The organism is Microbacterium proteolyticum, from assembly GCF_030818075.1.
In the GTDB taxonomy this organism is placed as follows: Bacteria; Actinomycetota; Actinomycetes; order Actinomycetales; family Microbacteriaceae; genus Microbacterium; species Microbacterium proteolyticum_A.
Map to the genome: position 1 here is coordinate 2,435,927 of NZ_JAUSZZ010000001.1, position 25,188 is coordinate 2,461,114.

A 25,188-nucleotide genomic window follows, 5' to 3' on the forward strand; every position below is an offset into this window, starting at 1 on the left:
CCTGCCCGGGGCCTCCGACATCGGCCGGCGGCCCCGCTCGCCGGGGGGTGACGTCGTGTTGCGGGCCGGGCGGGAGCCTTGCCCGCCGTGCACGCTGAGGAGCCCGGGCATCGCCCATGCATAAACACGATCGGTGCGCGGAAACATGCTGTCGTCGTGTTTGCGCGCACGGATTGCGTTTATGCGTGCGCTCTTGCGGGCGGGCGGGCGGGCGGGCGGCGGCGGCGGGGCCGGGGTGTCTTCCGTCACGACGCCGCCGGGTTCGCCGGGGCGGCCGGGCCGCGGCTTCCCCCGTGCATAAACACGATTAGTGCGCGGAAACATGCTGTCGTCGTGTTTGTGCGCACGGATTGTGTTTATGCGTGCGCAATCGGGGGCGGGCGGTGGCGGCGCCGGCGGGGTGTCTTCCGTCACGACGCCGCCGGGTGCGCCGGGGCGGCTGGGCGGCGGCATGCCCCATGCATAAACACGATCGGTGCGCGGAAACATGCTCTCGTCGTGTTTCTGCGCACGGATTGTGTTTATGCGTGCGCAATCGGGGGCGGGCGGCGGGGGCGCCGGCGGGGTGTCTTCCGTCACGACGTCACCGGGTGCGCCGGGGCGGCTGGGCGGCGGCATGCCCCGTGCATAAACAGGATCGGTGCGCGGAAACATGCTGTCGTCGTGTTTCTGCGCACGGGTTGTGTTTATGCGTGCCCGGTCAGAGGCGGGCGGCTGCGTCGGCGGCGGCATCCCCCGTGCATAAACAGGATCGGTGCGCGGAAACATGTTGTCGTCGTGTTTCTGCTCACGGATTGTGTTTATGCGTGCCCGATTGAGGGCGGGCGGCTGCGGCGGCGGCGCGGGCAGGCGTCGTCCGTCACGACGTCACCGGGTGCGCCGCGGCGGCCGGGCGGCGGCATCCCCCACGCATAAACACGATCCATGCGCAGAAACATGCTGTTGTCGTGTTTCTGCGCACGGATTGTGTTTGCATGCCGACGTCGCAGCCCGCGCCGGCGCCCCCCGCGCCCAAACGCCGCGACGCGGCCACCGGCGCAAGGCCGGGACCGCGTCGCAGCGAAGGGGTCAGCGCTCAGGACGAGCGCGCGATCCGGGCCAGCACGCCGTGCACGAACGAGCCGGAGTCGTCGGTCGAGAACTCCTTCGCCAGCTCGACGGCCTCGTCGATCGCGACAGCGGTGGGAACCTCGTCGTTGTAGAGGATCTCCCACGTGCCGATGCGCAACAGGGCGCGATCGACGGCGGGCATGCGCTGCAGCGACCAGTCCTTCGCGAACGTCGTGATCTGTTCGTCGATCGCGTCGCGGTTGTCGATCACACCGTCGACGATGTCGCGGGCGTACAGCCACGAGGCCTGACGGTCGGGCTCCGACGCCGCACGCTTTGCCTCGGTGGCGAGCATGACCGGCAGCTCCTCGCCACGGACGTCGGCCTGGAAGAGGATGTCGAGGGCGCGCTTGCGCGCCTTGGTACGGGCGCTCAACGTCAGCTGATGCGGCCGAGGTACTCGCCGGTGCGAGTGTCGACCTTGATCTTCGTGCCGGTCTCGAGGAACAGGGGAACCTGCATCTCGTAGCCGGTCTCGACGGTGGCGGGCTTGGTGCCGGCCGACGAGCGGTCGCCCTGCAGGCCCGGCTCGGTGTAGGTGACCTCGAGTATCACCGACGGCGGCAGCTCGATGTACAGCGGGTTGCCGTTGTTGAGCGCGATCTGCACCTGCTGGTTCTCGAGCAGGAAGTTCGCGGCGTCGCCGACGGTGGCCGCGCCCACGGTGATCTGGTCGTAGTCGGCGACGTCCATGAAGACGAAGCCCTCGCCGTCGTTGTAGAGGTAGGTGAAGTCGCGGCGGTCGACGTTCTCGATGTCGACCTTGGCGCCGGCGTTGAACGTGCGGTCGACGACCTTGCCGCTCATGACGTTCTTGAGCTTGGTGCGCACGAACGCGCCGCCCTTGCCGGGCTTGACGTGCTGGAACTCCACGACGCTCCAGAGCTGACCGTCGATGTTCAGGACGACGCCGTTCTTGATGTCTGCGGTGGATGCCATGAGTGCCGATATTCCGTTTCGTGAGTCGAAGTGGGCGAGAGCCCGACGTCAGAGTCTACGTGATCCGCGTCGTCAGCCGTCGGCGCGGCCCGCGAGCACCTCGACCAGGAGGTCGACGGCGCGGCCGTAGCCCGGGACGCCTTCGCCGATCACGTGCACGACGGCGACGTCCTCGATGTACGAGAAGTGCCGGAACGCCTCGCGCTCCTTGATGTTCGAGATGTGCACCTCGGCGACGGGAAGGTCGACGGATGCCAGGGCGTCGCGCAACGCGACCGAGGTGTGCGTGAGTCCCCCGGCGTTGATCACGATGCCCGCGCAGTCCAGGCGCGCGGCGTGGATCGCGTCGATCAGCACGCCCTCGTGATTGCTCTGCAGCGCGCGCACCTCGAACCCGTGCGCGGCGGCTGCCTCGGTGCTCACCCGCTCGACGTCGGCGAGGGTGTCGGAGCCGTAGATCTCGGGCTGGCGGGTGCCGAGCAGGTTGAGGTTCGGACCGTTGACGAGCAGCAGGCGGCGGGGCGTGGTCATTCCCGGCACGTTATCAGCGCCGTCCCTGCGCGGTCAGGCGCACCGGCGCCGTACCGGCGCCGTACCCGGCGTAGGCGTCGACGCGCTCGACGAACTCGAAGAACACCTCGCCGACGGTCCGCGTGTAGAAGTGCAGGTACTCGCCCGCGGCATCCCGGTCGTACCCGAGGTGGAGCTCGCGCAGTTCGTCGACCTCGGCGCGCGTGAGGTCGAAGCGGGCGGCGATGTCGTCGTAGTAGTTGCCGGGCATGGCCAGCGGCGCGAACCCGTGCTCGCGCGCCGCGCGCGCCACCGCCCGCACGTCGTTGCAGGCGAACGCGACGTGCTGCGGAAGGGCGACCCCCGCGCGCTCCGCCGCGAGGATCGGCGGCGCCACGTTCAGCGGCAGACGCACGCCGCCACCCGGCGCCACGAGCACGCGGCTGGCGACGAGGCCGCGGGGGCCGGGCACGTCGGTGCTGCTGTCGATGCGCAGCGCGAAGCCGGCGGTGTAGAACAGCGTCGCCTCCTCCACGGCATCCCACGGCTGCGTGAGGCTCACATGGTCGACGTGGGTGATCGGGGTCGCACGCACCGCCTCGCCGTGCTCGAACTCCCCCACCCACGCCGGGTCTCCCTCGTCGGCGGCTTGCGCCCAGTACACCTCGGTTCCGTCGGGGGCGACGGCGCCGTCGAGGCGCTCCTCGGTCGCGTAGGTGCGGCGGTACGCCCGCGACACCCGCAGCTCGCCCATCCGCAGGTCCACCGCCTCGGCGTCGTCGACCTCGAGACCGATCGCGGCCAGGCGCGGCTCCCATCCGCGCGCGTGCTGCTCGTTCAGGATGACGCGCGCAGCGCCCGCCGTCCACAGGGTCACGGGCTTCGTGCGATGGCGTCCGCGCGAGGTGAAGCCGAGCTGGCCGAGCAGCTCCTCGATGGCGGAGGTGTCCTCGGCCTTGACCTCGACGAAGTCCACGCCCGAGGGGGCGGCGGAGTCGGGGAGCATCTCGAAGCCGTCGGGCGAGGCCGGCAGCACGCGCGACACCGCGTCTTCGAGCCAGCGCAGCGAGCGTCGGGCGTGCCGGGCGGTGCGGCGCGCGTCGGTCTGGCGGAAGGTGTCGTTGAACACCTCGAGCGACCACGGGCCGGTGTACCCGGCATCCACGATCCGCGCGGTGAAGTCGGCGAGATCGAAGTCGCCCTCGCCCGGGAACAGGCGATGATGACGGCTCCACGACAGCACGTCCATGCTCAAGCGCGGGGCATCGGCGAGCTGCACGAAGAAGATCTTCTCGCCCGGGATGCCGGCGATCCCGGCCGGGTCGTGACCGCGCGAGAGGATGTGGAAGGAGTCGAGGCACACCCCGACGGCGGGGTGGTCGGCGAGCTCGACGATGCGCCACGCGCGGCGGTAGTCGTCGACGAAGCGGCCCCATGCGAGCGCTTCGTAGGCGATGCGGATGCCATACCCCTCGGCGAGGTCGCCGAGGCGCCGCAGCTGGTCGGCGGAGACGGCGTCGTCGTCGATCGTCGCGGTGGCGACGTTGCTGCAGCAGAGTACGAGGTTGATGCCGAGGCGGTTCATGAGCTGGAACTTGGCCTCGGCGCGGCGGAGGACCGCGGCGAATGCTTGCTCGTCGACGCCCTCGACGTCGCGCATCGGTTGGTACAGGTCGAGGCTCAGTCCCAGGCGGTCGGCGAGGGCGGCGATCTCCTCGGGGCTCTCGGGGGCGGCGAGCAGGTCGGGCTCGAAGATCTCGACGCCGTCGAAGCCGGCCTCCGCGCACGCGTGCAGCTTGTCGGCCAGGGTGCCGCTGATACAGACGGTCGCCATCGAGGTCCTCATGGGCGCCGAATGTACCATCTGGTACAAAGTGGGTCCACTAGTCTGACCGAATGGCCGAGGCACGCAGAGACGCCGAACGGACCCGCTCGGAACTCCTCGCCGTCGCCACCGAGGTCTTCGCCGAGGATGGCTTCTCCGGCGCCCGGGTCGACGAGATCGCCGCGCGCACCCGCACCACGAAGCGGATGATCTACTACTACTTCGGCGGCAAAGAGGGCCTGTACCGGGCCGTGCTCGAAGAGGCCTACCGTGGCATCCGCGAGGCCGAGCGCTCGATCGACGTCGATCACGCCGATCCGGTGGATGCCATCCGCGCCCTCGCCGAACTGACCTTCGACCACCACGTCGGCCACGACGCCTTCATCCGCCTCGTCGCGATCGAGAACATCCACCGTGGCGCGTTCATCCGTCAGATCGACGGCCTGCGCACGCTGTCGCAGCCGGCGAAGAGCCTGCTCGACGAGATCCTCGAGCGCGGTCGCGGCGCCGGCGTGTTCCGTTCCGACGTGGATGCCGTCGACGTGCACCTCGTCATCAGCGCGTACTGCGTCTTCCAGGTGGCGAACCAGTACACCTTCGGCCACCTGTTCGACGTCGACCTCGCCTCCCCCGCCCGGCGCTCGCACCTGCGCGCGGTGATCGGCGACGTCGTGGTCGGGTGGCTGACGGCTCCGGCGCGCTGACCGCGCCGTTCCGCCCGGGGCTCCGGCTCCTGGCGGCACCCCCGAGCCTGTTGAGTGTCCAAGACACGCCGCATCCTGGGCCGGCGGTGCGGCGTGTCTTGGACGCTCAACGCGCGGAGGCCCATCGGTGCACGCTTGGAGGATGAGTGTCCAGAACACCCGGACCTCGCGCGAAAACGTCCGGGTGTTTTGGACACTGGCTTCGGCCCGCACCCGTCACGACTCGACACCCCGGCATCCACAACTCGTCGTTGACACCGCGGCTTCGCCGTGGTTTCCTCTGAACGTACCGGTTAGTACATAACCGGCTCGCGGAAACGAAGGAGTCCCGTGATCAACGCGCACCCCTACCTCGTCGGCCTGATCGGCACGGGTGTCCTCCCGTCGCTGACGCCCCCGATGCACATGGCCGAAGCCCGCGCGCTCGGGCTCACCTACGTCTACCGCCCGCTCGACCTCACCAGCCTCGGCATCGACCCCGACCGCATCGGCGAGATGCTCGCCTGGGCCGAGCGCCTGGGCTACGACGCCGTCAACGTCACCCACCCGTGCAAGCAGAGCGTGCTCGCGCACCTCGACCGCATCGACCCCGTGGCCCGGGCCATCGGCGCGGTCAACACCGTCCTCTTCACCCCCGCCGGCCGTGTGGGCTACAACACCGACACCACCGGCTTCGCCGCCGCGTTCACCGACGGGCTCCCGGATGCCGAGACCCGGCACGTCGTTCAGCTCGGCGCGGGCGGCGCGGGGTCCGCCGTCGCCGACGCGCTGCTCCGGCTCGGCACCGCGAGTCTCAGCATCGTCGACCTCGACGCGAACCGCGCCCGCACGCTCGCCGACGACCTGGCATCCCGGCATCCGCTCGCCGTCGTCGACACCGCCGCCCCGGTGGACCTCGCCCCGGTGCTGGCGTCCGCCGACGGTCTCGTGCACTGCACGCCCGTCGGCATGGCCGAGCACCCGGGTCTTCCCCTCGACGCCGCGCTGCTGCGCCCTGAGCTGTGGGTGGCCGATATCGTGTATCGGCCGCTCGACACCGAACTCCTCGTCACCGCGCGCGAGCGCGGGTGCCGCACCCTCAGCGGCGGGCGCATGGCGGTCCACCAGGCCGTCGATGCGTTCGCCCTCATCACCGGGACGCGACCCGATCCCGACCGCATGACCTCTCACTTCCTCGACCTCGTCACGTCCGACGGCGTGTCCGACGCCCCCGTCGATCCGGCCCTCGCCCGCTAAGGAGCATTCGTCCATGACCACCACCGCAACGACGCGGAAGACTCCCGTGAAGGCGGCCACCGCCAGCTTCATGGGCAGCGCCGTGGAGTACTACGACTTCTTCCTGTTCGGCTCCGCCGCCGCCCTCATCTTCCCGACGGTGTTCTTCCCTTCGGGCGACCAGGCGGCTCTGGTGATGTCGTTCGCCACCTTCGGCTTCGCCTACATCGCCCGGCCCTTCGGCGCCGTCATCCTCGGTCACTTCGGCGACCGCATCGGCCGCCAGAAGGTGCTGATGTTCACCCTGCTGCTGATGGGCGTGTCGACGTTCATCATCGGCTGCCTTCCGGGCTTCGCTCAGATCGGCTGGTTCGCGCCCGCCCTGCTCGTGCTGTGCCGCCTGGCACAAGGCCTGTCCGCCGCCGGCGAGCAGGCCGGTGCGTCGTCGCTGACGCTCGAGCACGCCCCCGACCACCGCCGCTCGTTCTTCACCTCGTGGACGCTCACGGGAACTCAGGGCGGCCAGATCCTCGCCGCGCTCATCTTCATTCCCGTCGTGGCGCTGCCCGACGACATCAAGTTCTCGTGGGGCTGGCGCGTGCCGTTCTGGCTGAGCGCCGTGGTCGTCGTGGTCGCGTTCTTCATCCGCCGGAGCCTGCACGAGACCCCCGAGTTCGAGCAGGCCAAGGCCACCGGTCAGGTCGCCCGCATGCCCCTCGTCCCGCTGCTGAAGAACCACTGGCGCGATGTGCTCCGCGTGATCTGCTGCGCGTTCATCGCCGCCGTGTCGACCGTGTTCGGCAACCTCGCCATCGCGTACGGCAAGGAGCAGGGTCTCGACGCCGGCATCACGTTGTGGCTCGTCGTGGTCGCCAACGTCGTCGCGCTCATCACGCAGCCGCTCTTCGGCCGCCTGGCCGACCGCATTGGCCGCAAGCCCGTCTTCGTCTACGGCGCGCTGTCGTCGGCGGCGTTCATGCCGTTCTACATGCTGTCGATGGGCGGCGGCAACGCGCTGCTCACCTTCGGGCTCGCCATCCTCACGTTCTCGTTCGGCTACGCCGCCGCCAACGCCGTGTGGCCCTCGTTCTACGGCGAGATGTTCAGCACCCGCGTGCGCTTCTCGGGTATGGCGATCGGGACCCAGCTGGGGTTCCTCATGGCCGGCTTCGCCCCCAGCATCGTGGCCGCCCTCGGCGGCGTGTCGGAGGGCGGATGGGTCGTCATCAGCCTCTTCACCGCCGTGATCGCCATCATCGCGTCGATCAGCGCCCTGACCGCTCGCGAGACGAAAGACGTTCCGACCGACCAGCTCGGCCTCGCGCCCGAGCGTCGCGTGCCCGCGACGGTCTGACGGCGTCGCAACGGCCCCGTCCCCTTCGGGGCGGGGTCGTTCGCGTTGCGCTCGCTCCCACCCGTCGCCTCGTTGACTTGCGGCGAATGTACGCCGCCGGGCACCTCGGGCGTACATTCGGGCGAAGTCACCGTTGGGGCGGGCGAGGCCTCTTCCGTGCCTCGTTGACTTGCGGCGAATGTACGTCGGCGGGCACCTCGCGCGTACATTCGGGCGAAGTCACCGTTGGGGCGGGCGACGGCTCTTCCGCGCGTCGTTGACGTGCGGCGAATGTACGCCGTCGGGCACCTCGCGCGTACATTTGGGCGAAGTCACCGTTGGGGTGGGCGACGGCTCTCCCGCGCGTCGTTGACGTGCGGCGAATGTACGCCGTCGGGCACTTCGCGCGTACATTCGGGCGAAGTCACCGTAGGGCCCGACGGCTCTCCCGCGCCTCGTTGACTTGCGGCGAATGCACGCCACCGGGCACCTCGGGCGTACATTCGGGCGAAGTCAGCGTTGGGGTGGGCGACGGCTCTTCCGCGCGTCGTTGACGTGCGGCGAATGTACGCCGTCGGGCACCTCGGGCGTGCATTCGGGCGAAGTCAGCGTTGGGGTGGGCGAGGCCTCTTCCGTGCCTCGTTGACGTGCGGCGAATGTGCGCCGTCGGGCATCTCGGGCGTACATTCGGGCGAAGTCAGCGTTGGGGTGGGCGACGCCTCTTCCGCACCTCGCGAACGCGCCGCGGATGTACGTTGCGGGGTTTCCTGAGCGTACGTGTGGGCGAAGTCACCGCGCAGACGAAGCCGAGTCGGGACGGCGCGCGACTTACGCACCGACCTCCTGGTACGCCGCGAACAGCAGCGACTCGTCCGGCGCCTGCAGCACCGTCGGGCGCGCGAGGTCGTCGAGCACGATGAAGCGCAGCATGCTGCCGCGGCTCTTCTTGTCGCGCTGCATCGTCGCCTTGAGCGTCTGGAAGGCGCCCGCGCGGTAGGTGGTCGGAAGGCCCAGCGACTCGAGCACGGTGCGGTGGCGCTGCGCGACGTCGTCCGACAGGCGCCCCGCCAGGCGCGACAACTCGGCGGCGAAGACCATCCCGACCGAGATCGCGGCGCCGTGGCGCCAGCGGTACCGCTCGGCGTGCTCGATCGCGTGGCCCAGGGTGTGGCCGTAGTTGAGCACCTCGCGCAGGCCCGCCTCGCGCAGGTCCTCCCCCACGACGCGCGCCTTCATGTCGATCGCGAGCTCGATGCAGCGGCGGAACGCGTCGCCGCGCGGGTCGACGATCCCCTCCGGGTCGGCCTCGATGAGATCGAGGATCTCCGGATGCCAGATGAAGCCCGCCTTGACCACCTCGGCGAACCCGGCGGTGGCTTCGTTCTTCGACAGCGTGTCGAGCAGGTCGAGATCGCACACGACGGCGAGCGGCGGCCAGAAGGCACCCACGAGGTTCTTGCCCTCGGCGGTGTTGATGCCGGTCTTGCCGCCGACGGCGGCATCCACCATGCCCAGCACGGTCGTCGGCACCTGCACGAGGGCGACGCCCCGCAGCCAGGTGGCCGCGACGAAGCCGGCGAGGTCGGTGACCGCTCCCCCGCCGAAGCCGATCACCGCATCGGTGCGGGTGAAATCGGCCTGGCCCATCACCTGCCAGCAGAACGCCGCGACCTCCACGCGCTTGCCGGCCTCGGCATCCGGAATCTCGGCGAGCAGCACCTGACGATCGCCCATCAGCTGGGCGCGCAGCTGCTCGGCCTGCTTCGCCAGGGTGGGCGGGTGCACCACCAGCACCTTCTGGGCCGAGGCGGGCAGCACGTCGCCGAGGGTTGCGAGAAGCCCGCGGCCGATCGTGATGTCGTAGCCGGAGTCGCCGGCGACGCTGATGGTGGTGGTGTCGGTCATGCCGTCTCTCCGGCCGGCACACGGCGTGCCCAGGCCACGATGTCGTCGACGACCCGCGCGAGGGGGCCCGATGAGGTGTCGAAGGCGATGTCGGCGGTCTGCTCGTAGACGGGCCGGCGCTCGTCGAAGATGCGCTGCCACCGCGCCACGGGGTCTTCGCCGCCGAGCAGCGGTCGCTCGTCGCCGTGGATACGGGATGCCACGACGTGCGACGCCACGGTCAGCAGCACGACGCGGTGCGCGCGCAGTCGTTCGCGCGTCAGCGGGTCGAGCACCGCGCCGCCGCCGAGCGCCACGACGCCGCCGCGCGCGAGGGCTTCGACCACGGCCTCGCGCTCGATGGCGCGGAAGTGCGCCTCGCCGTGGGCGAGGAAGAGGTCGCGGATGGGTCCGTGGTCGCGCACGACGATCTTGTCGGTGTCGCTGAACGGCGCCTCGAGGGCCCGCGCCACGCGACGCCCGACGCTCGTCTTGCCCGCGCCCATCGGTCCGATGAGCACGACGGCGGAATCCGCGTGCGCGGCGTCAGGCGAGGTCATGCGCGAGCAGCGCCGCGTCGGACGCGTCGGTCGTGCGCAGCGTCTCGGGCAGGTGCGCGAGGTAGGTCTCGAGGTTGCGCCGGGTCTCGGCGATGTTGTCGCCGCCGAACTTCTCCAGCACGGCGTCGGCGAGGGTCACGGCGACCATGGCCTCGGCGACGACGCCCGCGGCGGGCACGGCGCACACGTCGGAGCGCTGATGGTGGGCGGCGGCGGTGTCACCGGTGGCGACGTCGACGGTACGCAGGGCCTTCGGGATGGTGGCGATGGGCTTCATGCCCGCGCGCACGCGCAGGACCGTGCCGGTCGACATGCCGCCCTCGGTGCCGCCCGCGCGGTCGGACGAGCGCGTGATGCCGTCCTCGGTCGCGAACAGTTCGTCGTGCGCCTGCGAACCGCGGCGCGTCGTGGTGAGGAAGCCGTCGCCGACCTCGACGCCCTTGATGGCCTGGATGCTCATGAGCGCCTGCGCGAGCTTGGCATCCAGTCGGCGGTCCCACTGCACGTGGGAGCCGAGTCCCGGCGGAAGGCCGTAGGCGAGCACCTCGACGACACCGCCGAGCGTGTCGCCCGACCTCTTGGCGTCGTCGACCTCGGCCACCATGGCGGCGCTCGTCTCGGCGTGGAAGCAGCGCAGCGGATCGGCGTCGAGGCGGTCGACGTCGTCGGGGGTCGGGAACGCCGCGTCGTCGGGAACGCGCACGGGACCGATCGAGAGCGTGTGGCTCACCAGACGGATGCCGAGCTCACCCAGGAACGAGCGCGCGATCGCGCCCAGGGCGACGCGCGCCGCCGTCTCGCGGGCGGACGCGCGCTCGAGGATCGGACGCGCCTCGTCGAAACCGTACTTCTGCATGCCGACCAGGTCGGCGTGACCGGGCCGCGGACGTGTCAGCGCGGCACCGCGGCCGCGCGAGCGGTCGGACAGCTCGACGGGCTCGGGGCTCATGACCTCGGTCCACTTCGGCCATTCGGTGTTGCCGATGCGAAGCGCGATGGGGCTGCCGATGGTGAAGCCGTGCACGATGCCGGTCGATAGCGTCAGTTCGTCTTCTTCGAACTTCATGCGCGAGCCGCGCCCGTAACCCAGGCGACGACGCGCGAGCTCGGCGCGGATCTGCGCGGACGAAACGGGGACGCCGGCCGGCATCCCCTCCATGAGGGCGATCAGTTCGGGGCCGTGGGACTCGCCGGCCGTGAGAACGCGAAGCATTCGTCTAGTCTCCCACGAGCGCGGCGCGCATTGCGGCCAGGACGGCATCCTCGCGCTCCAGCGGCAGCGCGGGGTCTCCCCCGACGAACACCCGCACTTGCAGCAGGGCCTGGTGCAGCAGCATCCCCAGGCCGTGGTGGGCATCGACGCCCGCGCGCACCCACGCCTGGGCGAGCGGTGTCGGCCATCCGCCGTACACGACGTCGACGAGCGAGCCGGATGCGGATGCCAGGGCCTCCGCGACCGCGCCGAGATCCGTTCCGCCGGGCAGAGCCGCGATCGTTGCATCCACGGGCGCGAACTCCTCGTCGGAGAGCGGGCCGGTTCGGACGTCCACGCCGAGTGTCGTGCCCAGCGCACCGAGCGCCTGGGCTGCCTCCACCCGCCGCGCACGCACGTCGACCGTCCGCGCTCCCGCGCGGGCAGCGGCGACGACGGCCGAGGTGGCGGTCGCTCCGGCACCCAGCACGCGGATGACATTGGGGCGGCGGACGCCGATCTCGTCGAGCGCCCGGGCGAGACCGCCGACATCGGTGTTGAAGCCCCGCGGCCCGTCGGCGGTGAGCAGCAGCGTGTTCACCGCGCCGGTGAGACGGGCGTCATCGTCCAGAGTGACCGCGGTACGTGCGGCGACCTGCTTCAGCGGCATCGTGAGCGAGAGGCCGCGCCAGGTGGCATCCAGTCCCTTCAACGCGCCGACGAACTCCGCCTCGACCACCTGTCGTCGGACGTACTCCCACTCGAGTCCGAGCACGCCGTACGCCGCCGCGTGCAGCCGGGGCGACCGCGAATGCGCGATCGGGTCGCCCCAGACGGCCAGGCGGGTGGAGCCGGTTAGCATCCCGAGTTTGGGTTGTCGGCGCACCAGGCGCGCCACTGCTCGACGGCCGCCAGGTGCTCGCTGTACGTCGAGGTGAAGACCGTCTCGCCGGTGTCGAGGTTGACGGTGACGAAGTACAGCCAGGGGCCGTCGGCGGGGTGCATCGCGGCGTCGATGGCGAGATCGCCCGAGTTGGCGATGGGGCCGATCGGCAGACCCGGGTACATGTACGTGTTCCACGGGTTGTCGCTGTTGCGCGCCTCCTCGGACGTGCTGACCGAGCCGCTCGCCATCTCTCCCGCGCCGTACTGCACGGTCGAGTCCATCTCGAGCTTGCCGAACGTCTCCTGGTTGCTCGGCTGCAGGCGATTCTCGATCACGCGCGAGACCTTGTAGAAGTCATCGCTGCTGCGGGCTTCGCGTTCGATGATCGAGGCGATGATGAGGATGCGTCCGCGGTCGCTCTCGGGCACACCGGCCGCGTCGAGCGACTGCACGGTGCGCCTGACCATCGTGTCGATGACCTGCTGCGCGGTCACGCCCTCGTCGAAGTCGTAGGTGGCCGGGAAGATCCATCCCTCGAGCGTCGATGCCGGTACGCCGTACTGCGACGGATCGGCGACCGCCGCATCGAGGACTGTGCGCGCGATTCCCAGCTGCTCCGAGATCAGGTCGAGCGACTGCGCGAGCGTGAGCCCCTCCCGCAGCTGCACCGAGTAGTTCAAACGGTTCTCCGGCAGGCGCAGGGCCGCCAATGCGGCCTCCGAGGTCATCTGCTGCTGCAGCTTGTAGACGCCCGGCTGGAAGGTGAAGACGACGGAGTTGTCCACCATGTACTTGTACAGCGAGTCCGCCGCCTTGGTCACGCCGGCTTCGAACATCTTCGGCGAGACCGATGCGCCCGTGTCGCCGGCGACGATCGTCACGCGGGTCTCGCCCGTGGCCTGGCCGGCTTCGTACTCGACGGGCTCGTCGCCGCCGAAGAATGCCTGCACCCGCTCCCCGTAGGTGTTCCACAGCGCCATCCCGCCGCCGGCGATGCCTCCGACGAGGAGCAGGACGACACCCAGGGCGATCCAGCCGCCCACGCGTCGGCGCTTGCGCGACGGCTGCGGCGCCGCGAAGCCGATGTCGTGCGTGGTGGTCTGGCCGGTGAAGAGCTGCTCGAGCGATCCGGACGCCATCGCGTTCCCGGATGCCGAGGCTCCGGCGGCAGCGGCACCCGCTCCGACGAGCGCGGGTTCCCGCGCGGGGCGGGTCTCGGTCTCGCGCGATGCGCCGCCATCACGGCGCTGCGCCGGCGCCGAGGCGGGGGTGGTGCGGGCCGAGGCGTCATCGCGCCCCGTGTCCGCGCGCAGCGGCACTTCCGGCGTGGCCGGGGCGGAAGGCTCCGACGCCATGGGCGCGGGAGCTGCTGCCCCGGGCGTATCAGCGTCGGCCGTTCGCCGTGGCGGCACCTCTTCGGGCGCGCGCCGCGCGGCGTCGAAGCGCGGCGAGGGCGGAGTGCCGGTGCCGTCCGCGGCTGCGGTCTCGGCACGCCGCGCCTCACGCGCAGCGCGACGCGACGGCGGGGCCTCGCCGGCACGCGCACTCCCCCGGGGGTCGGGAAGGCGGCCGTACAGGTCGGCGAACGGGTCGTTCTCGGGCGGGGTGTTGTCGGGCATGTCAGGCGGGCTCCTGTCCCGGTGATACGGCGGGTCCGGCCGGCTCACCGGACTGTCGCTCCACGTCAAGCGCCTGCTGCAGCAGCACGACAGCGGCGACCTGGTCCACAATGCTACGAGAATCCCGCTGGGAACGCCCTGCCTCTCGCAGCACGCCGTGCGCCGACACCGTGCTGAGACGCTCGTCCACGAGCCGGACGGGCACGGGCAGCGCCGCGGCGAGAGCCTCCGCGAACCGACGGGCGTCGGTCGTCGACGGCGTATCCTCGCCCCGCAGGTTCAGCGGCAGTCCGACGAGCACCTCGAACGCCTCGTACTCCGCGGCGAGGGCGGCGATGCGCCGAACCGGCTCGCCTTTGCGCGGCACCGTCTCTACGGGAACGGCGAGCACCCCGTCGGGGTCCGACCGCGCCACGCCCACGCGGGCGCGTCCCACGTCGATCCCGAACCGGATGCCGCGCCGGAACGCCGTCACGCGGTGGTCGCCCGAACGTCGGAGACGATGCCCTCGAGCGCCTGCGGCAGAGCCGCGGCATCCGTTCCCCCGCCCTGTGCCACGTCGGGTCGTCCGCCGCCGCCGCCGCCGAGCACGCCGGCGGCGGTCTTGGCCAGGCTCCCGGCCGCGAGACCACGATCGCGGGCGGCGTCGTTCGTGACCACGACGACCGTGGCGCGGCCGCCCGCGACCGAGGCGAGGGCGACGACCGCGGGGTCGGATCCGAGGCGGTCGCGGACCTGCAGCGCGAGCGAGCGCACGTCGTCGGCGGTGGCGCCTTCGCCGAGCGACTGCGCGACGACACGGACGGCGCCCACGGCGACGGCGGATTCCACCAGCTGCGGCAGTCGGCCCGCCAGGGCCTGCGCCTCGAAGGCGGCGATCTTCTTCTCGGCGGCCTTCAGACTCGCGGCCAACTCCGAGATCCGCGTCGTGAGCTGCTCGCGGGGCGTCTTGAGCGAGGTCGACAGCTGCGAGACGATCGCGCGCTCGGCCGCGAGATCGCGGAAGGCGTCGAGCCCCACGAGCGCCTCGACGCGGCGGTTCGACGCGCCGACCGACTGCTCGCCGACGAGGTTGACCAGGCCGATCTCGGAGCTGCGCGCGACGTGCGTTCCCCCGCACAGCTCGCGCGACCACGGACCGCCGATGTCGACCATGCGCACGGTGTCGCCGTACTTCTCGCCGAACAGCGCCATGGCGCCGGCCGCCTTCGCCTCGTCGAGTGACATCACGCGCGTGGTGACCTCGAGATTGTCGCGCACGGCGTTGTTGGCGATGTCTTCGATCTCGGTGCGGGTCTCGGGCGACAGCGCCGAACCCCAGCTGAAGTCGAAGCGCATGTACCCGGCGCGGTTGAGCGACCCGGTCTGCGTGGCGGTCTTGCCGAGCGTGTCGCGGATGGCCGCGTGCACGAGGTGCGTGGCCGTGTGCGCCTGCTGCGCGGAGTGACGGTTCAGGGTGTCGACCACGGTGGTCGCGGGCGCGCCGACCGATACCTCGCCGGTGCTGACCTCGACGGTGTGGCTGATGAGGCCGGGCACCGGACGCTGCACGTCGAGCACCTCGAGCTCGTAGCCGGGGCCGACGATGACACCCTTGTCGGCCACCTGGCCGCCGGACTCGGCGTAGAGGGCGGTCTCGGCGGTGATGATCTCGGCGATCTGGCCTTCGGAGGCGCGGTCGGTGCCCTGCCCCGCAACCAGGATGCCGAGGACCGTCGACTCGGTCTGCAGTTCGGTGTAGCCGGTGAACACGGTCTCACCGAGCGCACGGAACTCGCGGTACGCGCTCTGGTCGGCGATGGCGCCCTTGCGCGCGCGCGCATCGGCCTTGGCGCGGGGTGCGCTGCTCCTGCATGAGCTGGTCGAACGCGCCACGGTCGACGGTCAGCCCGGCCTCTTCGGCGATCTCGAGTGTCAGGTCGATCGGGAAGCCGTACGTGTCGTGCAGCAGGAACGCCTCCGAGCCCGAGAGGGTCGTGTCTCCACCCTGCTTCGCCTCGGCGACGGACTGGTCGAGGATGGCCGAGCCCGCGGCGAGGGTGCGCAGGAAGGTCTGCTCCTCGGCGATGGCGTACGCGGACAGCCGCGCGTAGTCGGCCTCGACCTCGGGGTACGACTCCTTCATCGCGTCGCGCGACGCGGCGAAGAGCTCGGGGAAGGTGGCGCCCTCGACGCCCAGCAGGCGCATCGAGCGGATGGCGCGACGCATGATGCGGCGGAGGATGTAGCCGCGACCCTCGTTCGAAGGGGTGACGCCGTCGGCGAGCAGCATGAGCGACGAGCGCACGTGGTCGGCGACGATGCGCAGGCGCACGTCGTCCTCGTGGGACTCGGCGCCGTAGGACTTGCCGGCCAGCTTCGCCGCCAGGTCGAGCACCGGACGCACCTGATCGGTCTCGTACATGTTGTCGACGCCCTGCTTGATGAACGCGATGCGCTCCAGGCCCATGCCGGTGTCGATGTTCTTGGCGGGGAGCTCGCCGACGATGTCGAAGTCGTACTTCGAGCGCACGTTCGTGATCTCGTACTGCATGAATACGAGGTTCCAGATCTCGACGTAGCGGTCGTCGTCGGTGGCCGGTCCCCCGTCGATGCCGTAGTCGGGACCCCGGTCGAAGAAGATCTCGGAGCAGGGGCCGGCGGGACCGGGCAAGCCGGTCGACCAGTAGTTGGTGTCCTTCCCCAGGCGCTGGATGCGCTCCTCGGGCAGCGGCGTCACGGTGCGCCAGAGCTCGTGCGCCTCGTCGTCCTCCTCGTAGACGGTGACCCAGAGGTCCTTCGGGTCGAAGGCGAGCCCGCCCTCCGACTCCGGAGCCGTCAGCAACTCCCACGCGTAGCGGATCGCGTCTTCCTTGAAGTAGTCGCCGAACGACCAGTTGCCGAGCATCTGGAAGAACGTGCCGTGGCGCGGGGTCTTGCCGACTTCCTCGATGTCGTTGGTGCGGATGCACTTCTGCACATCGGCCGCGCGCGGGTACGGCGGGGGCACCACGCCGCTGAGGTACGGAATGAAGGGCACCATGCCCGCCACGGTGAACAGCAGGGCCGGGTCGTCGGTGACGAGCGAGGCCGAGGGGACGATCGTGTGGTTCTTCTTCTCGAAGAAGTCGAGGAAGCGCTGGGCGATCTCGGCGGTTTTCATGGCGGGTCTTTCGTGCGCGTACGGTGGCCGCCCCCGGGGGATCGGGGGCCGGATGCCGGGAAGGTCAGTCGGACGAGGTGGCGGCGGTCTTCGCGGCGGCGGCGGCATCGCCGACCGCCTCGGAGGCCCGGTCGACGGCGGAGGCGGCGACACCCTTGGCGTCGTCGATGATCTCCGACAGGCGGGTCTCCTGCTGGTGGTAGGCGTCGCTCATGTGATCGGTGAACTCGCCGATGCGCGCATCGAGCTGCGCGAACAGCTCCTGCCCGCGGGGGTCCTTGTTGACCAGGTGGGCGGCGACGAAACCACCGACGATACCCAACGCGAACCAGACGAGGCTTTTCACGGTCACCACTTCTTCCTCGATACGACGCCGCGTTCGCGGCATCCCTCATCGTAGGCGACGGTCCTTGTGCGCCGCGCAACCGCGTCCGATGGATGCCGGGAGCGGGCCCCGTGCTCGCCTCGCGATGGGCGCTCTCGCGCACCGTGCTCGCAGAAGGCCGTCGGAGTGGTGCGCGGATACGGAACTTCCGCGAGGAACGCACCGGCCGGGTGGAATGGATGCCGGCGCGCGGGGCTCGAGGTCGGAACGGGAACGACGAAGGGCGCCGGGAAACCCGACGCCCTTCGTGTGCTCGCTGGGATCAGCGGGCGGCGTAGTACTCGACGACGAGCTGCACGTCACACGTGACGGGCACCTCGGCGCGCTTGGGACGACGCACGAGCTTCGCCTGAAGCGTCGAGAGGTCGACCTCGAGGTAGCCCGGAACGGGGGGCAGCACTTCGGCGTGCCCGCCGGCAGCGGCGACCTGGAAGGGCTCGAGGCCCTCGCTCTTGGGCTTGACGTGGATCTGCTGACCCGGCTTCACGCGGAACGACGGGCGGTCCACGAGCTGGCCGTCGACCAGGATGTGGCGGTGCACGACGAGCTGGCGAGCCTGCGCGGTGGTGCGGGCGAAGCCCGAACGCACGACGAGGGCGTCCAGACGCATCTCGAGCAGCTCGACCAGGTTCTCACCGGTCAGGCCGTCGGTGCGGCGGGCCTCGTTGAACGCGATGCGCAGCTGCTTCTCGCGGATGCCGTACTGCTCGCGCAGACGCTGCTTCTCACGCAGGCGGACGGCGTAGTCGCTGTCGGCCTTGCGCTTGGTGCGGCCGTGCTCGCCGGGAGCGTAGGGACGCTTCTCGAGGTAGCGGGCGGCCTTGGGGGTGAGCGCGACGCCGAGGGCGCGCGACAGACGCACCTTGCGGCGGTCCTGAGACTTCGTGGTCACGAAGTTCTCCTTCCGATGACGCGGCCGCGCCTTTCGCGGCTCGCGGGCGTATCGCCCCCTTCCGCCCGGACCGGGGCGCACGCCGGGGCGCACCGGAAGGTGATCACTGGAAGGAGGGGATGCCCGAAAACCCTGTTTCGAGCCGATTCATGCTACCAGAGGCGGCTGTGACGCTGCGGTGCGCCTCACGTACCGTCGAGGATGCGGCGGATCTTCTCGAGTCGCACCGACACGTCGCGCTCGGCGCCGTGGGTGGTGGGTTCGTAGTACCGGCGCCCGCGCAGTTCGTCGGGCAGGTATTGCTGGGCGACGATGCCGATCTCGCTGTCGTGCGCGTACTTGTACCCCTTGCCGTGGCCCAGGCGCTTGGCGCCGGGATAGTGCGCGTCGCGCAGGTGCATAGGCACCCGTCCGAAACCGCCCGCCCGCACGTCGGCGATCGCGGCGTTGATGGCGTTGTAGGCGGCATTGGACTTGGCCGTCGTCGCCAGGTAGACCGTCGCCTCGGCCAGGGGGATGCGGCCCTCGGGCATGCCGATGAAGGCGACGGCGTCGGCGGCGGCCACGGCGATCTGCAGCGCCTGCGGGTCGGCCATGCCGATGTCTTCGGCGGCCGAGATGACGAGCCGGCGTGCGATGAAGCGGGGATCCTCCCCCGCCTCGATCATGCGCGCGAGGTAGTGGATCGCGGCATCCGGATCGGATCCGCGCACCGACTTGATGAAGGCACTGATGACGTCGTAGTGCTCGTCGCCCTGGCGGTCGTATCGGAGCAGGGCGCGGTCGACGGCCTGGGCGATGTGGTCGGCCGTGATGTGCGGCGTGGCGCTTCCGGGGTCGGAGGGGTCGGCGTCCTCGTCGTCTCCGCCGTCGTCGTCGAGGGGTGCAGCGGGCGCGATGTCTCCGTCGCCGGCGACCGACGCCGCGGCCTCGAGGGCGGTGAGCGCACGCCGTGCGTCGCCGGACGCGAGGCGGACCAGCGCGGCACGCGCCTCGTCGTCGAGCACGACCCGGTCGGCCAGACCGCGGGGGTCGCGCACGGCACGATCGATCAGCGCACCGAGGTCGTCGTCCCCGAGGGGGCGAAGGGTCAGCAGGAGCGACCGCGACAGCAGGGGCGAGATGACCGAGAACGAGGGGTTCTCGGTGGTGGCGGCGATGAGGACGACCCACCCGTTCTCGACACCCGGGAGCAGGGCGTCTTGTTGCGCCTTGGTGAAGCGGTGGATCTCGTCGAGGAACAGGATGGTCGACTGTCCGTAGAGGTCGCGCTGCGTCAGGGCCTCTTGCATGACCTCGCGGACGTCTTTGACTCCGGCGGTGATGGCCGACAGCTCCACGAACCGGCGCCCGGACGATCGGGCGATCGCCTGGGCGAGAGTGGTCTTGCCCGTGCCCGGAGGGCCCCACAAAATGACCGAGACGGCGGACCCGGATGCCGAGGAATCGGTCGTCGCGAGCGTGACCAGCGGAGAGCCGGGGCGCAGGAGATGCCCCTGCCCCGCGACCTCGTCGAGGCTCACAGGGCGCATGCGCACGGCGAGCGGCGTCTGACCCTGGAACAGCGCGGATGATGAGGTCACCTCTCCAGGCTATCCGGGGCTCCCGACATCGCAGACGCCCTCGCGGCGCACCACCGAGGCGTCGCGGGGGCGTCACCGCGGGCTTCATTAGGATCGAGGGGCCCGGACGGGCGGAGGAGGTCGATGTGGCGACGCGCGGGAAAGACCGGCAGACGCGGGAGCAGCGGGCACGCGCCCGGGCTCACCAGGCGCGGGTGGAGTTGCACGAGCGCCGGGGCCGCCGGCGCACGCGCGACAACGCGGTGGCGATCGTCGTCGGCCTCATCGTCATCCTCGGGGCCATCGGCGTGCAGACCGCGTACTTCGTCGCGGGGCCGGGCGCGCCCGAGCCGGCCCCCTCCTCGACGCCCGCGCCGAGCGCTCCCGCGACCGAGGCACCCGGGACTCCGGTTCCGGAGGCCACCGAGACGCCCGCGTCCTGAGCCTGTGTCGGCGGGGCGGGTCGTACTAGGCTCGGAGGGTCCTTCTCCCCCAGGCGGCTCTGCCGCGATGAGGTGCTATCCGTGTCTTCCGCTTCCACGCCCGAAACCTCCGACCCGCGCGACGCCGCGACCGACGCCGAGGTCGACGCTCCCACCACTTCCGACGTCGAGATCGACCCCTCGCACGACGATGTCGAGGCCACGGCTCCGCTCGACGCCGCCGGCCCCGACGCGTCCGATGCGGTGACCGACGCCGAGCCGGCCGCCGACGCCGAGTCCACGGAGAACGCCGAACCCACTGCGGATGCCGAGCCCATCGCGGATGCCGAGCCCACTGCGGACGCCTCCGACGCCGAGCCGACCGACGCGACGGTCACCGATGTCGAGACGGCGGACGCGCCCGCCGCGGCTCCCGCCCCGGCTCAGCCGTCGGCTCGCCCCGGACCGCGCCTGCCGGGACCGCCCCCCGGCGCGAAGGCGTCGACGACGCCGAGTCAGCCCTGGGGTCGCGTCGATGACGACGGCACGGTCTCGGTTCGCGAAGGCGATGAGTGGCGCGAGGTCGGACAGTACCCCGACGGCACCCCCGCCGAGGCGCTCGCCTACTACCAGCGCAAGTTCGCCGACCTGGCCGGTGAGGTGACGCTGATCGAGACCCGTCACCGCCGCGGCGGTGCGTCGGCATCCGATCTGCGTTCGACCGCGCAGAGCCTGCGTGGCAAGCTCGTCGGCGCCGCAGCCGTGGGTGATCTGGCTGCCCTCGTCGCCCGCGTCGACGCCCTCACCGCGGAGCTCGCCGAGGCGAGCGAGTCCGAGGCGGTCGCCGCCAAGCAGGCGAGCGAAGAGGCCGTGCGCGAGCGCACCGCCATCGTCGAAGAAGCCGAGGCTCTCGCCGCGCGCGACCCGCAGACGGTGCAGTGGAAGCAGATGACCGCCGACATGGCAGCCCTCTTCGACCGCTGGCAGGCGCACCAGCAGAACGGCCCGCGCCTGTCGAAGTCGACCGCCCAGCAGCTGTGGCGCCGGTTCCGCGACGCCCGTGCCACGGTCGACCGCCACCGCCGCGAGTTCTTCTCGTCGCTGGATGAGACGCACAAGGCCGCCCGTGAGGCGAAGACCCGCCTCGTCGAGCGTGCCGAGGCGCTCGCCCCGCGCGGCGAGGACGGCATCGGTGCGTACCGCGACCTGCTCGACGCGTGGAAGGCGTCGGGACGAGCCGGTCGCAAGGTCGACGACGCGCTGTGGGCGCGGTTCAAGGCCGCCGGTGACGCTCTCTACGGCGCACGCATCGAGCGCGAGTCCGCCGAGAACGAGGCGTCGAAAGAGAAGATCGAGCAGAAGCGCGTGCTCCTCGAAGAGGCCGCGCCGATCGTCGACGAGAAGAACCTCGCGACCGCCCGCCAGAAGCTCACCGCCATCCAGCGCCAGTGGGACGAGATCGGACGCATCTTCCCGCGCGACAAGGAGCGGGCCCTCGACGACGAGCTGCGCAAGATCGAGCAGAGCGTGCGCACGCGCGAAGACGCCGACTGGAAGCGCAACGACCCGGAGCAGAAGGCTCGCGCCAACGACATGACGCGACAGCTCACCGACGCCATCGACAAGCTCGAGGCGGAGGTCGCCGCGGCCGAGGCGCGCGGCGACAAGCGCGCGGCGGCCCAGGCCGCCGAGGCTCTCGAGGCGCGCCGCACCTGGCTGCGCGCCCTCGGCGGCTGACCGCGTTCTCCACAGGTCCGACGCTTTCGCGTCAGGGGCGACATCGTCCCGCCACACTGGCGGGATGGTGTCGCCCTTCCTCTTCTTCGTCGACGAACGCCTGTCGCTCGCCGAATTGTCCGCCGCCTGTCTCGACGGTCTGCTCGTTCCGCTGGGAGAGGGTTTCATACCGGCCGACGCCGTCGAGACCCCCTGGATGCGGGCGCGAAGTCTCCTCCCACTCCTCGGTGAGCGGTGGGCGGCAGTGCGCCGCACGGCGGCCTGGATCCACGGAGCCGTCGACGAGGAACCGTTTCCCCACCACGTGCAGAGAGCCGGGTCGACGCGGGTGCGGGCGCGCTCCGACGCGCGCGTCGTCTTCCACGACGTGCGTCTCGAGCCCGCCGACATCCGTTCGCTGGCCGGCGTGCATCTCAGTTCACCGGAGCGGACGCTCGCCGACCTCGCCCGCTCCGGCGACGAGGGCGAGGTGGCCCTCGCCCGCGAGTGGGCCCGCCACGACCCGCAGCTCGGGAACGCGGCGGCGTCGTGGCTCGCTCGTCATCCGCGCTTCCCGCACGCGCGTCGGGCGGCGGCGGTGCTGTCGGCAGCCACGGTTGCGGCAGAGGCCGCGCGCCACGGCGGCGCCGACGGCGAGCGAGAGCCCGAGGGGGGCGGCATCCACGAGCCGACCGGTGTCGGACCGGTGCGAGCGAGCACCGGGATGCCGGCCGCGGGGGCCGTCTCGACCGCGCTGTGACGCGGCGACGTGATCTTCGGCCGCGTCGTCGCGCCGGACGCCGCTCGGGGAAGCGTTCCGGATGCCGTCGCGCCCGCGGCGAATCGCCGGCGCGGCGCTCGCCCGCGGTGAATCGCCGGCGGGGCGCTCGCCCGCGGTGAACCGCCGGCACGGCGCTTGCCCGCGGTGAATCGCCGGCGCGGCGCTCAGGAGGACGTGACGCGGTAGACGTCGTAGACGGCGTCGATGCGGCGAACGGCGTTGAGCACCCGGTCGAGGTGCACGGTGTCGCCCATCTCGAAGACGAACTTGCTGAGGGCGAGTCGGTCGTTCGTCGTCGAGACCGTCGCCGACAGGATGTTCACGTGGTGTTCGCTCAGCACCCGGGTCACGTCGCTCAGCAGCCCGGAGCGATCGAGAGCCTCGACCTGGATCTGCACGAGGAAGACGCTCTTCGTCGTCGGCGCCCACTCGACGTCGATCAGACGGTCGGGCTCCTCCTTCAGCGCGCGGACGTTGGTGCAGTCGCCGCGATGGACCGAGACACCGCTGCCGCGCGTGACGAAGCCGACGATCTCGTCTCCGGGGACCGGGGTGCAGCACTTCGCGAGCTTCACAAGGATGTCGGGCGCACCGCGCACGAGCACGCCCGAGTCGCCCCCGCGCGGGGCACGGCTGCGTCCGACCTGCGGCAGGTCGATGGGACCCGTCGAGGTCTCCTCCGCGCTGACGAGGGCGGTGACCTTCTCGATCACGGACTGCGTCGAGACGTGGCCTTCGCCGACCGCGGCGTACAGGGCTGAGACGTCCTCGTAGTGGAAGAGACGAGCGACCTCGGTGAAGGAGTCCTGGCTCATGAGGCGCTGCAGCGGCAGGTTCTGCCGGCGCATCGCGCGGGCGATGGAGTCCTTGCCCTGCTCGATGGCCTCCTCGCGACGCTCCTTGGTGAACCACCCGCGGATCTTGTTGCGCGCGCGCGTGCTCCGGACAAAGCCGAGCCAGTCCTGACTCGGGCCGGCGTCGGGGTTCTTCGAGGTGAACACCTCGACCACGTCCCCGCTCTGCAGCGTGGACTCCAGCGGCACGAGGCGACCGTTGACCTTCGCACCCATGGTGCGGTGACCGATCTCGGTGTGCACGGCGTAGGCGAAGTCGACGGGGGTCGCGCCGGTCGGCAGACCGATCACCCGGCCTTTCGGGGTGAAGACGTAGACCTCTTTCGCGCCGATCTCGAAGCGCAACGAGTCGAGGAACTCCCCCGGGTCGGCGGTCTCGGCCTGCCAGTCCGAGATGTGGGCGATCCAGGCCATGTCCGCATCGACGGCTTTGGAGTCGGCCTTGCCGCCGGCCATCCGCTCCTTGTACTTCCAGTGCGCCGCCACGCCGAACTCGGCCTGCTGGTGCATCTCGTGCGTGCGGATCTGAATCTCGACGGTTCGACCGCCAGGGCCGATGACCGTGGTGTGCAGCGACTGGTAGAGGTTGAACTTCGGCGTGGCGATGTAGTCCTTGAAGCGCCCGGGCAGCGGTGTCCAGCGGGCGTGGATCGCGCCGAGGACGGCGTAGCAGTCGCGGACGGTGCCCACGAGGATCCGGATGCCGATGAGGTCGTAGATGTCGTCGAACTCGCGGCCCCGCACGACCATCTTCTGGTAGACGGAGTACAGCTGCTTCGGCCGACCCATGACCCGGCCGCGGACCCGAAGTTCGCGCAGGTCGGCGTCGACCGCGTCGATGACGTTCTGCACGTACTGCTCGCGCTGCGGGGTGCGCTGTTTGACGAGACTCTCGATCTCGGCGTAGAGCTTGGGGTGCATGACGGCGAACGAGAGGTCTTCGAGCTCGCTCTTGATGGCCTGGATGCCGAGGCGATGGGCCAGAGGAGCGTAGATCTCGAGCGTCTCGGTGGCCTTCTTGGCGGCTTTGTGAGGGGGCACGAAACCCCACGTACGCGCATTGTGCAGGCGGTCGGCCAGCTTAATCAGCAGCACGCGGATGTCTTTCGACATCGCGACGATCATCTTGCGCACCGTCTCGGCCTGGGCGCTGTCGCCGTACTTGACCTTGTCGAGCTTGGTGACGCCGTCGACCAGCATCGCGACCTCGTCGCCGAAGTCGGCCGCCAGCTCGTCGAGCGGATAACCGGTGTCTTCGACCGTGTCGTGCAGAAGTGCGGCGGCGATCGCCTTCGGGCCGAGTCCGAGCTCGGCGAGGATCTGCGCCACCGCGAGCGGATGCGTGATGTACGGTTCGCCGCTCTGACGCTTCTGGCCGTCGTGCGCCTTGTCGGCGACGGCGTAGGCGCGCTCCACGATCGCAAGATCGCCCTTGGGGTGATGCGTGCGCACCGTGCGCAGGAGCTTGTCGACGTCGTCGCGGCGCGCGGCGCGCGAGAAGATCCGCGGAACGAGGCGGCGGAGCGAGGACGGCGGCGGCGCGGAAGCAGCGGTCTCTGTCATCGACACCCTTCCCTACGGCCAGTCGATCAAGTCTACGCCCCGGCGGGTGGGGCCCCGACCTCGCGCCGGAGCCCCACCCGTCTCGGTCCCTCCC

The 25,188-nt window shown here is 70.7% G+C and carries 20 protein-coding genes and 1 pseudogene; 6 read left to right on the forward strand and 15 right to left on the reverse strand.

Annotation, left to right across the window (positions count from 1 at the left end; translation table 11 throughout):
- Window positions 1-1,075: 1,075 nt before the first annotated feature.
- The 4 genes from nusB to QE392_RS11265 all read right to left on the reverse strand — a co-directional run bounded on the left by nusB (window position 1,076) and on the right by QE392_RS11265 (window position 4,405).
- Window positions 1,076-1,486 carry a transcription antitermination factor NusB gene (gene nusB / locus QE392_RS11250; RefSeq protein ID WP_298872920.1) on the reverse strand — a complete coding sequence of 137 codons (411 nt, stop codon included), beginning with the start codon at window positions 1,484-1,486 and terminating at the stop codon, window positions 1,076-1,078.
- Window positions 1,487-1,488: 2 nt separating this feature from the next.
- Window positions 1,489-2,049: an elongation factor P gene (gene efp / locus QE392_RS11255; RefSeq protein ID WP_307451712.1), complete on the reverse strand. Its 561-nt coding sequence runs from the start codon at window positions 2,047-2,049 to the stop codon at window positions 1,489-1,491.
- A 72-nt stretch (window positions 2,050-2,121) separates the two neighbouring features.
- The gene (locus QE392_RS11260) at window positions 2,122-2,580 is read right to left on the reverse strand and encodes a type II 3-dehydroquinate dehydratase (RefSeq protein WP_307451713.1); all 459 of its coding nucleotides are present in this window, start codon (window positions 2,578-2,580) and stop codon (window positions 2,122-2,124) included.
- Window positions 2,581-2,593: 13 nt separating this feature from the next.
- On the reverse strand, window positions 2,594-4,405 hold the full coding sequence (locus QE392_RS11265) for a bifunctional sugar phosphate isomerase/epimerase/4-hydroxyphenylpyruvate dioxygenase family protein (protein WP_307451714.1): 1,812 nt from the start codon (window positions 4,403-4,405) through the stop codon (window positions 2,594-2,596).
- Window positions 4,406-4,455: 50 nt separating this feature from the next.
- On the opposite strand from QE392_RS11265, the gene QE392_RS11270 reads away from it, so the two are divergent.
- The 3 genes from QE392_RS11270 (at window position 4,456) to QE392_RS11280 (ending at window position 7,657) form a co-directional block, all read left to right on the forward strand.
- A complete protein-coding gene (locus tag QE392_RS11270; protein ID WP_307451716.1) occupies window positions 4,456-5,088 on the forward strand; it encodes a TetR/AcrR family transcriptional regulator in 633 nt (210 codons plus the stop codon).
- 330 nt (window positions 5,089-5,418) lie between these two features.
- Complete coding sequence (locus QE392_RS11275) at window positions 5,419-6,324, forward strand: shikimate dehydrogenase (protein ID WP_307451718.1); 906 nt, start codon at window positions 5,419-5,421, stop codon at window positions 6,322-6,324.
- Between the two features lie 13 nt (window positions 6,325-6,337).
- A complete protein-coding gene (locus QE392_RS11280) occupies window positions 6,338-7,657 on the forward strand; it encodes an MFS transporter (RefSeq protein WP_307451721.1) in 1,320 nt (439 codons plus the stop codon).
- Between the two features lie 807 nt (window positions 7,658-8,464).
- Here QE392_RS11280 and aroB read toward each other — a convergent pair.
- The 10 genes and pseudogenes from aroB to QE392_RS11330 all read right to left on the reverse strand — a co-directional run bounded on the left by aroB (window position 8,465) and on the right by QE392_RS11330 (window position 19,779).
- Entirely contained in the window at window positions 8,465-9,541 is a 1,077-nt protein-coding gene (aroB, locus tag QE392_RS11285) for a 3-dehydroquinate synthase (protein WP_307451723.1), read from the reverse strand.
- A complete protein-coding gene (locus QE392_RS11290) occupies window positions 9,538-10,080 on the reverse strand; it encodes a shikimate kinase (protein ID WP_307451725.1) in 543 nt (180 codons plus the stop codon). The genes aroB and QE392_RS11290 overlap by 4 nt, the downstream gene beginning before the upstream one ends.
- The gene (aroC, locus tag QE392_RS11295) at window positions 10,067-11,293 is read right to left on the reverse strand and encodes a chorismate synthase (protein ID WP_307451727.1); all 1,227 of its coding nucleotides are present in this window, start codon (window positions 11,291-11,293) and stop codon (window positions 10,067-10,069) included. The genes QE392_RS11290 and aroC overlap by 14 nt, the downstream gene beginning before the upstream one ends.
- A gap of 4 nt (window positions 11,294-11,297) precedes the next feature.
- Window positions 11,298-12,134: a shikimate dehydrogenase gene (locus QE392_RS11300; RefSeq protein WP_307451729.1), complete on the reverse strand. Its 837-nt coding sequence runs from the start codon at window positions 12,132-12,134 to the stop codon at window positions 11,298-11,300.
- Window positions 12,128-13,777, reverse strand: coding sequence for an endolytic transglycosylase MltG (gene mltG, locus QE392_RS11305; protein WP_307451731.1), 1,650 nt, complete (start codon window positions 13,775-13,777; stop codon window positions 12,128-12,130). Before mltG ends, QE392_RS11300 begins: the two co-directional genes overlap by 7 nt.
- A 1-nt stretch (window position 13,778) precedes the next feature.
- Entirely contained in the window at window positions 13,779-14,252 is a 474-nt protein-coding gene (ruvX, locus tag QE392_RS11310) for a Holliday junction resolvase RuvX (RefSeq protein WP_307451733.1), read from the reverse strand.
- Window positions 14,249-16,919 (reverse strand): annotated as a pseudogene (gene alaS, locus QE392_RS11315) (alanine--tRNA ligase). The gene ruvX and the pseudogene alaS overlap by 4 nt, the downstream one beginning before the upstream one ends.
- Window positions 16,920-16,983: 64 nt before the next feature.
- The gene (locus QE392_RS11320; RefSeq protein ID WP_307451735.1) at window positions 16,984-17,271 is read right to left on the reverse strand and encodes an ATPase; all 288 of its coding nucleotides are present in this window, start codon (window positions 17,269-17,271) and stop codon (window positions 16,984-16,986) included.
- A 295-nt stretch (window positions 17,272-17,566) separates the two neighbouring features.
- Window positions 17,567-18,196, reverse strand: a complete 630-nt coding sequence (gene rpsD / locus QE392_RS11325; protein WP_013586600.1) for a 30S ribosomal protein S4 — start codon at window positions 18,194-18,196, stop codon at window positions 17,567-17,569.
- A gap of 185 nt (window positions 18,197-18,381) precedes the next feature.
- Window positions 18,382-19,779 (reverse strand): replication-associated recombination protein A, encoded by a 1,398-nt coding sequence (locus QE392_RS11330; protein WP_307451737.1) that lies wholly within the window; start codon window positions 19,777-19,779, stop codon window positions 18,382-18,384.
- Window positions 19,780-19,904: 125 nt separating this feature from the next.
- On the opposite strand from QE392_RS11330, the gene QE392_RS11335 reads away from it, so the two are divergent.
- From QE392_RS11335 to QE392_RS11345, 3 genes are all read left to right on the forward strand, one after another.
- Entirely contained in the window at window positions 19,905-20,201 is a 297-nt protein-coding gene (locus QE392_RS11335) for a dioxygenase (RefSeq protein WP_307451739.1), read from the forward strand.
- A gap of 81 nt (window positions 20,202-20,282) precedes the next feature.
- Window positions 20,283-21,917: a DUF349 domain-containing protein gene (locus QE392_RS11340; protein ID WP_307451741.1), complete on the forward strand. Its 1,635-nt coding sequence runs from the start codon at window positions 20,283-20,285 to the stop codon at window positions 21,915-21,917.
- Window positions 21,918-21,981: 64 nt separating this feature from the next.
- Window positions 21,982-22,656 (forward strand): hypothetical protein, encoded by a 675-nt coding sequence (locus QE392_RS11345; protein ID WP_307451743.1) that lies wholly within the window; start codon window positions 21,982-21,984, stop codon window positions 22,654-22,656.
- Between the two features lie 185 nt (window positions 22,657-22,841).
- On the opposite strand, the gene QE392_RS11350 is transcribed toward QE392_RS11345, so the two are convergent.
- On the reverse strand, window positions 22,842-25,094 hold the full coding sequence (locus QE392_RS11350; RefSeq protein ID WP_307451745.1) for a RelA/SpoT family protein: 2,253 nt from the start codon (window positions 25,092-25,094) through the stop codon (window positions 22,842-22,844).
- Between the last annotated feature and the right edge of the window lie 94 nt (window positions 25,095-25,188).

Bases quoted from the DNA above. Each gene is read 5' to 3' on its own strand.
- efp (WP_307451712.1), bottom strand. From the start codon at position 2,049: ATGGCATCCACCGCAGACATCAAGAACGGCGTCGTCCTGAACATCGAC.
- QE392_RS11260 (WP_307451713.1), bottom strand. From the start codon at position 2,580: ATGACCACGCCCCGCCGCCTGCTGCTCGTCAACGGTCCGAACCTCAAC.
- QE392_RS11265 (WP_307451714.1), bottom strand. From the start codon at position 4,405: ATGAGGACCTCGATGGCGACCGTCTGTATCAGCGGCACCCTGGCCGAC.
- QE392_RS11270 (WP_307451716.1), top strand. From the start codon at position 4,456: ATGGCCGAGGCACGCAGAGACGCCGAACGGACCCGCTCGGAACTCCTC.
- QE392_RS11280 (WP_307451721.1), top strand. From the start codon at position 6,338: ATGACCACCACCGCAACGACGCGGAAGACTCCCGTGAAGGCGGCCACC.
- aroB (WP_307451723.1), bottom strand. From the start codon at position 9,541: ATGACCGACACCACCACCATCAGCGTCGCCGGCGACTCCGGCTACGAC.
- QE392_RS11290 (WP_307451725.1), bottom strand. From the start codon at position 10,080: ATGACCTCGCCTGACGCCGCGCACGCGGATTCCGCCGTCGTGCTCATC.
- aroC (WP_307451727.1), bottom strand. From the start codon at position 11,293: ATGCTTCGCGTTCTCACGGCCGGCGAGTCCCACGGCCCCGAACTGATC.
- QE392_RS11300 (WP_307451729.1), bottom strand. From the start codon at position 12,134: ATGCTAACCGGCTCCACCCGCCTGGCCGTCTGGGGCGACCCGATCGCG.
- mltG (WP_307451731.1), bottom strand. From the start codon at position 13,777: ATGCCCGACAACACCCCGCCCGAGAACGACCCGTTCGCCGACCTGTAC.
- QE392_RS11345 (WP_307451743.1), top strand. From the start codon at position 21,982: ATGGTGTCGCCCTTCCTCTTCTTCGTCGACGAACGCCTGTCGCTCGCC.
- QE392_RS11350 (WP_307451745.1), bottom strand. From the start codon at position 25,094: ATGACAGAGACCGCTGCTTCCGCGCCGCCGCCGTCCTCGCTCCGCCGC.